Genomic DNA, 13,027 nt, shown 5'->3' on the forward strand with positions numbered 1-13,027 from the left:
GAATAACCGGTAGGTATTAATTAAAAAGAACTGACAACTCATCGTCGTCAAGTCCATCCGCCCCTGCGCCCAGGGAAAAAGAAGTAACTGGTAACTCTTCCCGGAATTTATTATATGCCATCATATGGAGCAGCCATTTCACCAGGTTGTCCGCAAATGATTGAATGGTAGCCATTTCATGGGCCAAACGATTATACTGTATATCTATTTCCAGTGAATCCTTTAACACAATAACATTGAGTTCCAGTTTAGCCGTCATTACATTGTCCGGGGCTGTGTTACTTCCCCTGGTGTCATCAGAATAAGCATACAGATCATTGTCGAATTCCTGGTCAAATTGTCCGAGGTAGTTAAACCTGATTTCAGACAATTTCTCCCTGCTAACCTGCAGGGCCTGATGCAGGTACCTGAAAATGCCGTATCCCAGCCCATTGCCGGGAACATTGGTCATTTGCTCCCTGACCCCCCATATAACAGCTTCAAGGGACCCCTCATGGAGTTGCAGTTGCTGTGGATACATAGAAGTAAACCAGCCAACAGTCCTGGAGATATTCAGATCATCGAGATATCTTCCATGATTTTCCTGCTCGATAACACATACATTCTTTCCTATCCAGTCCCTGACAGACAGTGCCAAAGCCGCATTTAGCAGAATGGTGATGTCCGATTTATATACCTGGTGTGCAAGCTTCAATAACGCCCGCGTGCCTGCTTTATCTATCGTGCGTTTCTCATTTGCAGCATTCATCGTGCGCCAGTCTGCCGGCCGCTTATCCAGGGGAAGTGAAAATGGAACATCGGCCACTGATTGCCAGAATGCCAGTTCCGCCGCATTGCCATCAACATGCGGATATCGCAGCAAAGCATCATACCACTCTCTGGCAGTGGCTGTTTTAGCGGGGAATTTTACCGGGTTATTGTTCTTCAGACTTTTGTAGGTAGTATAAAGATCCTTCAACAAAATTCTCCAGGAAATACCATCAACAATTAAATGATGTGCGGTGATAAATAACATCCTGTGGTTTCCTCCCATTTTGAAAACAGCTGCTTTCAAAAGAAGGTCCCTTGAAATATCAAAGCTGCTTTTAAGAGACATGCATATTCCCTTCATTTCCTCGCCCTGAACATCCAGTTCAAACGATGTTATGGCAAATGGGCTATCGCGGTGATGCTTGTTATAGAATAATGTTTTCCGCCGGGGATCATAGTTGATTCTCATTCCGTCATGTTGCCTGATGAGCGCCTGAAACGACAACTGCAGCAAATGGAGATCGATCTCTTCATGAAACGAAAGCAACATAGAATGATTGTAGAAATCAGGACATTGAAAATCCTGATCAAAAAACCAGGCTTCAATAGGCATCAGCTCACGGGCCCCCTCTATATATCCCTGCTCATATTCCCGGCGACTTTCTGTATTCTGCAGGTTAGAAACGATCTGCCGGATTGTTTGATAGATAAGAATATCCTTTATGGTCAGCATAAAACCTTCATCAGCCAACCGGGATAATATCTGAATAGCCTTGATAGAATCTCCTCCGAGTTCAAAAAAATTATCACTGGCCGAAATATTATCTACCCCAAATACCTCATTCCATATGGCTATAAAAGTTTTATCGCGTGCATCTATCTCCTGAACATTCGAAGCTTCAGAAAATTCCATTGCCGGAAGTGCTGCGTGATCTATTTTTCCATTAGAGGTAAGCGGATAAGCATCCAGTTGAATAAAATAAGCCGGCATAGCATAGTAGGGTAATCTGTCTGACAGGTACGACCTGAGCAACGGTTCAGCTATGGTCTCCTGCATCCCCGAAACAATGTAATAAGCTATTATAACAGGTGACTTCTTCCCTTCTCTTATGATGGCTACCGAAGAAGCAATCCCCTCGTAAGTTGCCACCTGGTGTTCAATTTCAGTCAGATCAATCCTATGGCCGCTGATCTTAATTTGCTTATCTGTCCGGCCTATATACTCAATAAGGCCGGAAGGAAGGCGCTTCGCAATATCGCCCGTCTTATACATCCTTAACCCTGCCACAAAAGGGTCGCTGATGATCTTCTGCCCGGTGAGGTCCTGGCTACGCAAATATCCTCTTGCCACCCCTTCGCCGGAAATATACAATTCCCCTTTAACTCCAATAGGTACCGGCCTAAGCGAATCATCCAGCACATATATGCGGGTGTTAGCAGCAGGTATGCCAATAGGCACTGCCACGGCCTTGTCTGCCGGGTCAAATTGATGAATCATACATCCAACAGTTGCTTCTGTCGGTCCATATTCATTATAGATCTCTATATGATCGCCAAAAAGCAGGTGTATTTCCGCCGCAATGGAGCGGGTCAATTCCTCACCACCAACTATAAAGCGTTTTATTTTACTGTTGCGCGCAACTTCCCTGGAAATGCAGGAGGCGATCAATATCAAATGCGAGGGAGTGGCTTTAACTACCGCCACTTTATTATCAAGCACTACTCTCCGCATCAAAAATTCATCTTCCGCGGCGCTATAAATAACGATCCTGTTACCGGTTACCAACGGCAAAAATAAAGAGGTGATGGTTAAATCAAATGAAATAGAGGTATACAGCGGGAAAGCAGCTTTCTCTTTTTTCACATACATGTCTGAAGCCCAGGTAATATAATTGACCAATGAATGATGCTCAATCATTACGCCTTTGGGATTGCCGGTGGTACCGGAAGTATAAATGATATAAGCCAGGCTGTTTGGCTCAGCCGGGCTATAAGTAGCAGGAACATTCTCCGGCAGTGTCAGCGAACTGATATCCAATACCTCCAACAAGGGCAGCTCAGAAAGCAGCAAAGCTACCTCCGGCAGGTCTTTGCCTGTGATCATCATGCTTGCCCTGCTGTCTGTAAGCATGTAGCTGATTCTCCGGACAGGCGTTGATATATCAATGGGCAAAAAGCAGGCACCCGCTTTCAGCACTGCCAGTATGGCCACCATCAGTTCAGGACGCCTGTCCATCAGTACTGCCACAATACTCTCCGTGTTGATACCTTTGCTTCTCAGAATAAATGATAACCGGTCAGCCTGTTCATTCAATTCACGGTAAGTGATAGTGTCTTCCCCGTATTCTATCGCAATCGCCTCTGGCGTGGCTTCCGCCTGCCGCCGGAACTGCTCATGGATAGTGGTATGGCGCGGGAAATCTGTGGCGGTGTCATTAAAATGATGAATGATATCCCGGTACTCTACCTCACCCAACAAATTTATTTCATGAAGGCTGATGTCCGGCTTCTGCGTTATTTGTTTTACCAGGTTGGCAAAGTGACCGGAAATCCGTTCTGCTGTTTCCTTTTTGAAGAGGTTTGTGTTGTATTCGATGACGTACTTTAATGTCTGGTCATAATAAAATACTTCCATCGAAAGATCAAACTTGGCAATTCCCGGATCGAAGAAATGGCGCTGCACCTGCAGATCGCCGGTCGTCATATGATCGTAGCCAATGTTCTGATAAACGAACATGGTATCAAAAAGGCGATTACGACTGGCATCAGCAGGTACTCCCGCCTGTTGTATCATTCTTTCAAAAGGATAATCCTGGTTATCCAACACGGCCGTTAACAGGTGATGATGTTTTTCCAGGAGGTCCGGAAAAAAAGTGCTGGCGGAAATATCGCTTATCACAGGCAGGCTGTTGACGAACATGCCTACTATATTTAATAGATCGGGGTGAGTTCTGCCCGCGGCGGCAATACCTATTGCAACTTGTGGCTGTCCGCTGTACTTTGATAACAGCACGCTGTATAATGTGAACAGGAGTGTATTCAGTGAGCAGGCATATTGTGTGGCTATCCGGGAAAGACTGGCGGTAATATCTTTATCCAGCAGTACTTCCAGCTTTTTTCCTGTAGGATTGAAAATAACGGGACGGTTGAAATCAATGGGCAGGTCCAGTACCGGAACGGATTGAGCCAATTGCTGTTTCCAGAATAATTCCTGCCTTTGGAGGTTGCCCGATGCAAACATACGGTGCTCCCAATCCGAATAATCATTGTAATTAACGGGAAGGGAAGGCAACTCATGTCCCCTGTAGCATTCGAATAATTCCTGTACAAAAATATTCGCGGATATACCATCGCAGATGATATGATGAAAATCTAAAAACAAGTAATGTTGCTGCCCCGGAATGTTTACCAGGCGAATCTTGAACAGTGGGGATTGATGCAGGTCGAAAGGGGTAACCAACTCCTGTAACAATTGATCCAGGTTCTCCGGAGTGGAAGTTATATAATCGAACGGCAAAGCCACTGCTTCGTGAATCCTGTATACCGGCTGTTGAGGGCCTTTAAATGACATACGTAACACTTCATGCCTGGATACCAGTGTTTCTATGGCTGCCTTCAGCTTTTCCCGGTTAACAGGACCGTCTATCTTTAAAATAACAGGTATATTGTATGCGGTAGACGTTTGATCTACTTCCCATGTATAGTACATCCGTTTTTGTGCAGCAGACAATACATATGTATCTGCCGGTGCTGTACGGGAGATGGAATGATAAGGCGCCGCTTTCTCCAGGTTGGCTATTTCAGCAGCGAGCGCCGGGATGGTGGGATAGCGGAAGAATACTTCCAGGCCCAACTCCACTCCTAATTCCTTTTTCACCAACATGCATACCTCAGATGCCCTTAAAGAGTCCCCGCCATTTTCAAAGAAGTGACCTTTCCCATTAAAATGCTGATGCTTCAGAATCCGCTGCCAGATATCAAATAGCTTTTGCTCGACAGGTGTCCCCGGGTGAAACACGTCAAAATCATTGGCTGCATCTTCCGTTAAGCGAAATAATGCATTTGTTGTTTCCCTGTACTTACCTTCGAGGTATTGCGCTATCAGCTTAAAACGTTGCAGCTTACCACTGGTAGTTCTGGGTATATTCTTTACGGGAATCACCTGGTCAATCTCAAATCCACACCTGGTATTGATCAATTTCCTCAGCTGCATGGCGGTTTGAATAAACGAAGAAAGCTCACCCCGGTGAAGCACAAAAGCAATTACTTCGTCTCTCTGCGTATTTCTGTTAAAAAAGCCACCAACGGCTACCTTGTTTAGTTCTATGGCATCAATTTCCTCCGCTATGCGTTCGATGTCGTGCGGGTAAAAATTCTGACCATTAATAAAGATGATATCTTTTGCTCTTCCCGTGACAAATAATGATCCCTTATCATTGAGGAAGCCAAGGTCACCTGTTTTCAACCATCCATCAGCACTGAATACTTGTCCGGAAGCATGTTTGTCATTGTAGTAGCCCTTTGTTACATTATCTCCCTTTATCTGTATATGGCCTATTACAGCAGCATCAACCGGATGATCATTATCATCCGCTATTCTCAGTGAGCAGCCGTCCACCGGTTTGCCAACATCTGCAAAAGAAACAGCGTCAGCAGTCTCTTCACTAAACACAACCTTATCATTGATATTAACATGATTTCTGCTAACCATTGCAGATACTACATCGCTGTCAAGATCCGATATGGTAACTGCCACACTAGCTTCTGCCAGTCCATACACCGGCCGCATTGCCTGTTTCTGCAACCCATATCTTTTCATGCTATCTGTAAACTCTTTACAGATTTCTGTAGATATGGGCTCAGCGCCGTTATAGATAATCCGCAGGCTGGAGAGGTTCCAGTCGTGATGATCATCGGGCGTATAATGCTTCAGAAAATACCGGTAGCCGAAATTAGGTGAGCAGGTAATGGTGGCCCTGTGCCGGGAAAGTGCATCCAGCCACAGTGCAGGCCTGCGAACAAACAGGCTCGTTGGCATCAGGCACTGATTCATTCCATGTAGTAAAGGATTAAGATGAAAGCCGATCATACCCATATCATGGGTCAGTGGCATCCAGCTCAACGTGGAATCTGAAACCGAATATCGGGCAGCATTACTAATGCCCTGTATGTTGGCAATAAGATTTTCATGAGTGAGTACAACGCCTTTGGGATTTCCGGTAGAGCCTGAAGAAAACTGGATAAACGCAATGTCCTGCGGGCTTACGATTACCGGCTCAGCCGCCGCACCTGCTGATAGCGCTTCCGACTCATTAATGTAACGGGTGCCGATCTCGTCACTGTTTACAAAAAGGGAGTTTGACAGGGCATATGCTGTCATCTTTTCAAAGTGCGCCGCAGAGGAGATGAGGTGAGGCCTGTTCAATATCTTCCAGACATTAAAGAGCTTTTGCCGATGCATATCCGTTCCTCCCGTTGCCAGCGGCACCGGTATCATTCCTCCTAATATGCAAGCCCAGAAAGCAATAAGAAGAGATTTATTATCATCAGTTTGCAGGATCACCTCGTCATTCCGGCAAACGCCCCGTTTCTGTAGCACCAGTAAGCACTGCAATGCTTTTTCATACAAATCTTCATACAACAGGAAATGTTCATCAGTATGGCTTTCAATAAAGGTAATACCAGCATTTCCTAATGTACTTTGTGCCTGTATAAGTTGAATGAGGTTTGTTATACGCATATCGCTTAGTTAACTCAGATCTGGCTTCCAAACTCAGCGGGATGCTCACGTGGAATTACAGGAAAATCCTGTCAGTACAATCACGTAGCGGCATAGCATAAATTTTTATCGCATAGCTTGCTCTGTTCGCAGAATTATTACATTCCGGAAAATAAGTACGCTGACGGCAAAATGAGTATCAGGTTGAATTTGAATGGAGCAAGACACAGCTCCGCTGAAGGTTGTTACAAATCGAGGGTCAATAAAAAAAATTGAGAAATTCGGGTTTAATATTTGCAAAATAATGTTTTAAATGATAATTTCAAAATTATTAGAAGAGTCAAAACTGCTTTTCTATTATTTGTATAATAACCCAATGTTTACTGTGCTGTATCCATATGCCTTCCTATAGCGCATCACACATTTTGAATCTTCAATTATCAATTAATTTCTGTTTATGCAATCCAACGTTACAAAACCCGGTTTATTAACGAAGCTCCAAACCTCATCTGTAGCCAGATCCTTAAAAGAAAAAATCCTGCTTAAAATAAAATCACGCTACCGGATAAGCGTAGATCTCGGTATTATCAGCATCACCGGTATTAACAGCATAAAAATAAAGCCTGTTAGCTTACATAATAACGCCCGGAATATGATATGTGAAACCGGCAGCATTCAGGTTAAGTTCAGCTGGTATTCCCTTTTAAAAGGCAGGATAAAATTGATCGCTGTAAAAATATCTGATTGTAAAATTATTATTAACAAAAGAGAAACTATACCTGCAAGTACGACAGCTAAGAGTACGGTAGTTGCCAATCCCCAGGATATGATCAGAAACTTTTACAAGCGCATATCCACCCGGGTAGATACTGCTTTTGAATCGATTCCTCCGCAGGTCAATATGGAGAACCTGGAAATAATTTTTTCGGGGCCCAAAAATGTACAGGTAAAAATCAGTTCGTTTGCTTTGAACAAGCGCTATTACAACACGGCGCCAGACGCCCGTCACCTGGATGGACGCTTCCAGCCAAAAGGAATATCCAGGAAGCTGGTTGCGGAAAAACAGCTGACAATAGATGTAGGTAATTTCACCATGGTGGCTGATCTACAAACAGATACTCCCTCCACCACAGTAACCGCCAAACAATTAACATTGAAGCTTAGCCGGGGTAAAGACGAAAACAACGGGATCTCTTATGATCTTGAAACCAATACGCATGACCTCACCTTGCACAATAGTAAGGTAAGTAATCAGCAGGCATTTGCGTGTGACCTGGGCATGATGCTGTATGCCAAACCCGACTTAGAAGGATTTCATATCGACCGTCAATCCAGTTTTCATCTGAATAATCTCAGATTCCCCTTCTACCTGGATCATTTCTACAGGGAAAATGACATTATCGAGTTGGGAGTAAACCTGGTTTCTTGTCAAATGGGGGATATATTGAAATCTTTTCAGGACTTCAGCACACAAAGTTTATACAGGAGTTCGTTTTCCGGCACCCTGGGCTTCCTTTCCCGTCTACGGTTTGAGTTAACCAACTCATTCAAAAGAGAATTTGAAATCAAACTGGATAACAACCTTCGCATTTTGGATCATGGCGGCGCAGACTATTCTTATTTAAAACAACCTTTTGTTCATACCGTCTATGATGGAGATATCGCTGTAAAATCAATTAACCTTGACAGCAGCAATTCTTTTTTCCTTCCACTGGACAAGATATCAGCAGATCTTAAAAAGGTAATTATCTGCACCGAAGACCCTCATTACTACACTCACAAAGGAATTGACTCCGAGGCTATTTTTCTTGCTATGGCATCCAATATAAAAAGCAGGAAATTAAGCCGCGGCGCCAGTACCATAACCATGCAGGTGGTCAGAAATCTTTTCCTGTATCATAGAAAAAATTTTCAAAGAAAAATAGAGGAAGTTATACTGACGTGGTACCTGGAAGAAGTGTTTTCCATTGGAAAGGACCGGATACTGGAGATATACCTTAATATCATTGAGCTGGGTCCGGGTATCTATGGCGTCCAGGAAGCTGCTTACTTCTACTTTGATAAACCAGCTAATCAGCTCACCCTGACCGAATCGCTTGCCCTGGCTTATATTATACCAAGACCAAAATTCTTCCTGGAAGCCCTTAAAATGAATTCACCGAAATTAAGAAAGAACCTGACAGCACACATTCTGCACAATTCAAAAGTGATGCTTAAAAAGGACATCATCTCTTTAGAAGAATTTGAAAACATACAATACAAAATAACATTTGCACCCGGCCTGGGAGAGTTGAACCTGACAGAAGCGGAGGCTACTGTGACCGGTAGTTAACCTGACCAAACGATATAAATCATTAATCAGATAAGGCAGCCATCTGGGATTCGGAAAAAATGTTCTCCGTATGTCCATCTGCGTAAGCTGGCCTTGACAAAGAAAAATAGGTATGTTGCAGGAACCGGCTGTAAAGCTCACTGGACCTGAGATCCTTAAGTATTTCGAGACATTTGATTTCATAGTCGCCGAATAATTCCCGGAATGAAACAGTTTCGACATCCCCTCCCAGATCCAGAAATTTTAACTTGATTTTTCCTCTTGTCAAAAATTTCAACCTGAATAACCTATTGGTTCCCGGCTGGTATCTTTTGATGGTTGTCCACATGATCTCGTCATCCTTCATAATGTCCCATTTGAACCAGTTTCTGTGGAGAAATAATATTTTTCCGGCCGGGTCATGTTGTACCATTGACATACCGCAGAAGCCAACGGTAGACTCTTCCATTCCACATAGTCCTACGCCATCTGCAATCATATAATAAGGAGTATGCAGCGCTTTCCACGCAAATCTGAAGGTATCTTTATCTCCCAATAACATCCTGTAATAGTCTTTTTTATTCAGGTTAAAATGGAGGCAAAGGTTCAGCTCTTTCCAGCATTTTTCTTTGTCAATCAATAGCTGTCCGCTCTCCTGCTCTATCGAACCATCCTCTCCGGAATCAATAATTTTCCAAATAGGGTTATGGCGGTCTGTTGTCCAGAAGTCGGGCCAAAAAACCGTTCCATATTCCTGGTATTCTTTACTGTCAAACAGGAATGCAGGATCTGAGATACAATTATTATCGGCATCCAGGTATAACACTTCCCTGAAATCACTTTGTAGAATGGCAAATGGCTTCATGGCGTAGCTCGTGAGTGCAGCAAGATTGGTTGTTGTGTAATCCTGGCAATTCCTGCACCTTACATCCAATCCTTCCAATGCCGTGATGACCTCTGCATTCAGCTCTATTCCGGTATACCATACTTCTATCGGGAGTGTGCAGCCATTTCTTCTCAACATATTGATGTTGATCCAGGCACAGGTAAAATAACTCACGCCCCCGGCGCAAATTACAATTCCTCTTCCTGAAAAACGGGCAGGAAAAGGTTCTGTTTCAGTTACGAATTTTTTCCATTGGGTATTTAATTTCCTGATCCATTGTCTATTACCTGTGCAATGGACTTTCCTCACACAATCATCCGTAAATGTTGACTTTCCTTCTTTTAAAGATCCGGAAGTGCGCCTTTTAAAAAGTTGGAGAAACTTAGTCGTGAGCATAATAGTAGTGTCGGGTTTAAACAAATTAACAAATCCGTGGCATCAGACTAATATAGGAAATAATTTGAAAATTATTTTCTAAATACAATCAAAGGGACTAGAAGATTCAAATGATTGCGCAAGAGTTTGACAAGATTTTTAAGCGCTCCCGTAAACAACCAAATGGAATATACTCTTCAGGGAATAAAAAAGTGATTATGAAATATAAAAAAAGAATACGTATTTTGTAATACCTTTGAGCAAATAATATGCAGGAACAAAAAGGGAAATATGAAGGCTTACAGCATGATGAACTGGGAATAAAGGTTCGCTCAAACGACAATCCTTATCTTTCAGCTGATATTCAAAACAAGATCCTGCAACCCCGCAGATTATCTTCTTATTTTATTGTATTAATTGAAAGCGGTTCCATTACATACAATATAGACTTACAAGACTTTACGCTTACTGACGGGCACCTGCTTTTTGCAATGCCCAATCAAATTTTGACGCCACCCGCTAAAACAGACAATCTCAAATATTTCAAATTACTGTTTGATGAAAATACATTGGCCTTGTTGCCACAACAATTTCCTTTTTTAGTCAACCCTTTAAACGCACCGACCATAGCTCTTGACAGTGCTGCAAAAGAAAGAGTTATAAAGGTTTTTGGAATTTTAAATGAGATACTGTATTTAGATAAATATGAAACCGATACTGAAATAATATTAGCTTATTTGAACTTATTGCTATCAGAATTAAACAGCGCCTATTTCAAAAATAAAGAACACGGCAATATCTTAAATGCAAACCTTTCAAAGTTTATTGAATTCAAATTAGTTGTGGAAACATCCCTTACAGAGCAACCTTCTATCAACGCAATAGCAGAAAAATTAGCTTTATCTACCAACAGTTTATACCGGATTGTAAAAGAATACGCCGGCACATCGCCCAAAGACTATTTTATTAACCGCCTGATGGCGGAAGCTCAGAGAAAATTGCGGTATTCTAATATTTCCATCAAAGAATTGGCCTACGAATTGGGTTTTAATGACCCCGATTATTTTTCAAGGCTCTTCAAAAAAAGCACAGGAAAAAGCGCCAGTGAATTTTTACCCAGGCAAGATTTGTCGGGAGAATAAACAGATTTGTCCATCCCCGCTATTTTTGGCCTCTCTACTTTTGCTTTATAAAATTCATACAACATGAAATTTGCATTAGTAACAGGAGCCAACAAAAGCATTGGCTTTGAAGTTGCACAGCAACTTGCTCAGGAAGGAATGTATGTTTACCTCGGCAGTCGTAATTTAGAAAACGGCGTTGAAGCCGTTGGTAAACTAAAAGCAAAGGGATTAAACAATGCAGAAGCTATTCAGCTTGACATTACAGACGATGAATCAGTAATTAAAGCCCGTAAAGAAATAGGTAAAAAAACAAACGTGTTGGACATACTTATTAATAATGCGGGTATTTATGGTGGTTCCCCACAAACGGCACTTGATTCAACGATTGACCAGTTTAAGGCAGTTTATGACGCAAATATCTACGGCGCAGTGCGGGTTACGCAGGCATTTATTGATTTATTGAAAGAGTCGTCAGCACCCCGCATTGTAAATGTAAGTTCAAGTCAGGGTTCAATTACCCTCCACAGCGACCCAACATATAAATACTACGACTACAAAGGCGCTGTATATCTTTCTTCCAAATCAGCCTTGAATATGTACACGGTGGTTTTAGCATACGAGTTTAAAAATTCTCCTTTCAAAATAAATGCCGTTTGCCCTGGATTTACAAAAACAGATTTTAATGGACATCGTGGACCCGGAACGGTTAAAGACGCCGGAAAACGGATCGTAAAATATGCGCTGATTGACAATGATGGCCCTACAGGAAAATTTTTCAGTGAGGAAAATAATCCTGAAACAGGAGAAATACCCTGGTAGTGGGCAGCTGATCTGGAATAGATTTTGTGCCCTGGTATTCCGTATATGAGTACACAAAATCTCAACATACAGATCCTGGCGGCACCTTCCATATTGGGGCTCCGCACGAATGGCGTGCAGGACCTGGCAGCTGCCCTGCTGGAAGCCGGCCTCGGCCGGCTGCAGCCTGAACATCCGGTGCTGCACCTGGCTACCCTCAACGGGCAGTACAGTGATAAAAGAGACCCTGATACCCACTGTCTCAACCCGGTGCCGCTGCGTGATTTCTCTATCGAGCTGGGAAAAGCCGTCAATTTACTGCTGGATAAAGACCGCTTCCCGCTTATATTGGGCGGCGATTGCAGCATCCTCCTGGGTATCATGTCAGGTCTCAAAACCCGTGGTAAATATGGGCTGATCTTTATAGATGCACATGCCGACTTCTACCAACCCGAAAAATCAGTAACCGGCGAAGTGGCGGACATGGACCTGGCGATTGTTACCGGTCGGGGACCGGATATACTTACCAACATCAACAACTCAAAGCCCTATGTGCAGGATGACCACGTGATTCATATCGGCCAGCGGGATTGGGAGGAGACAAAAAAATACGGCTCGCAGGATATCCGCGAAACCACTATCATCCGTTATGACCTGGAAAACATTGAAAAGGACGGAATAGAACAAGTTACTGCTGCTGCAATAGCAAACCTTGATCCCGGCCTGGAGGGCTATTGGATGCATTTTGATACCGACGTGTTGTCTGATGAGTTGAACCCCGCAGTAGAGTATCGCCTGCCCGGCGGCCTTGATTTTAAGCAGTCGGAATATTTTATTCACCAACTTCTACGTACCGGCAGGATCATTGGTTTTGATGTCACCATCTTCAACCCCCGCTTCGATACTACCGGACAGATCGCCCAAAATATCAGCGATACCATTGTGCGTGCCTTCCGTTCCTGTAATGATAAACACGTGTTTTGATTGTCGGTAACACTGGCTATCCTTTAGAGAAAAGTCGCTCCAGCTTCAATAAAATGTCCTTGTGAGTTGAAATCATCTCC

6 protein-coding genes are annotated in these 13,027 nt (G+C 43.2%); 4 read left to right on the forward strand and 2 right to left on the reverse strand.

Annotated features, from left to right (window positions below; genetic code table 11):
* Nucleotides 1-16: 16 nt before the first annotated feature.
* Complete coding sequence (locus ACLHR0_RS16545; RefSeq protein WP_436488039.1) at nt 17-6,490, reverse strand: amino acid adenylation domain-containing protein; 6,474 nt, start codon at nt 6,488-6,490, stop codon at nt 17-19.
* Nucleotides 6,491-7,295: 805 nt separating this feature from the next.
* On the opposite strand from ACLHR0_RS16545, the gene ACLHR0_RS16550 reads away from it, so the two are divergent.
* Nucleotides 7,296-8,801, forward strand: coding sequence for a transglycosylase domain-containing protein (locus ACLHR0_RS16550; protein WP_436488040.1), 1,506 nt, complete (start codon nt 7,296-7,298; stop codon nt 8,799-8,801).
* A 22-nt stretch (nt 8,802-8,823) separates the two neighbouring features.
* Here the strand turns inward: ACLHR0_RS16550 and ACLHR0_RS16555 are convergent, their stop codons facing one another.
* Entirely contained in the window at nt 8,824-10,062 is a 1,239-nt protein-coding gene (locus ACLHR0_RS16555) for a hypothetical protein (protein WP_436488042.1), read from the reverse strand.
* Between the two features lie 248 nt (nt 10,063-10,310).
* On the opposite strand from ACLHR0_RS16555, the gene ACLHR0_RS16560 reads away from it, so the two are divergent.
* The 3 genes from ACLHR0_RS16560 (at nt 10,311) to ACLHR0_RS16570 (ending at nt 12,947) form a co-directional block, all read left to right on the forward strand.
* Nucleotides 10,311-11,183 carry a helix-turn-helix domain-containing protein gene (locus tag ACLHR0_RS16560; protein ID WP_436488044.1) on the forward strand — a complete coding sequence of 291 codons (873 nt, stop codon included), beginning with the start codon at nt 10,311-10,313 and terminating at the stop codon, nt 11,181-11,183.
* Nucleotides 11,184-11,246: 63 nt separating this feature from the next.
* Nucleotides 11,247-11,984, forward strand: a complete 738-nt coding sequence (locus tag ACLHR0_RS16565; RefSeq protein ID WP_436488045.1) for an SDR family oxidoreductase — start codon at nt 11,247-11,249, stop codon at nt 11,982-11,984.
* 45 nt (nt 11,985-12,029) lie between these two features.
* Nucleotides 12,030-12,947 (forward strand): arginase family protein, encoded by a 918-nt coding sequence (locus ACLHR0_RS16570; protein ID WP_436488047.1) that lies wholly within the window; start codon nt 12,030-12,032, stop codon nt 12,945-12,947.
* The last annotated feature ends 80 nt before the right edge of the window (nt 12,948-13,027 follow it).

The sequence above is a fragment of the Chitinophaga sp. ARDCPP14 genome (assembly GCF_051362515.1).
GTDB lineage: Bacteria > Bacteroidota > Bacteroidia > Chitinophagales > Chitinophagaceae > Chitinophaga.

Excerpts from the sequence above, each read along its gene's own strand:
- ACLHR0_RS16545 (WP_436488039.1), bottom strand. The coding sequence starts at position 6,490 with ATGCGTATAACAAACCTCATTCAACTTATACAGGCACAAAGTACATTA.
- ACLHR0_RS16550 (WP_436488040.1), top strand. The coding sequence starts at position 7,296 with ATGATCAGAAACTTTTACAAGCGCATATCCACCCGGGTAGATACTGCT.
- ACLHR0_RS16555 (WP_436488042.1), bottom strand. The coding sequence starts at position 10,062 with ATGCTCACGACTAAGTTTCTCCAACTTTTTAAAAGGCGCACTTCCGGA.
- ACLHR0_RS16560 (WP_436488044.1), top strand. The coding sequence starts at position 10,311 with ATGCAGGAACAAAAAGGGAAATATGAAGGCTTACAGCATGATGAACTG.
- ACLHR0_RS16565 (WP_436488045.1), top strand. The coding sequence starts at position 11,247 with ATGAAATTTGCATTAGTAACAGGAGCCAACAAAAGCATTGGCTTTGAA.
- ACLHR0_RS16570 (WP_436488047.1), top strand. The coding sequence starts at position 12,030 with ATGAGTACACAAAATCTCAACATACAGATCCTGGCGGCACCTTCCATA.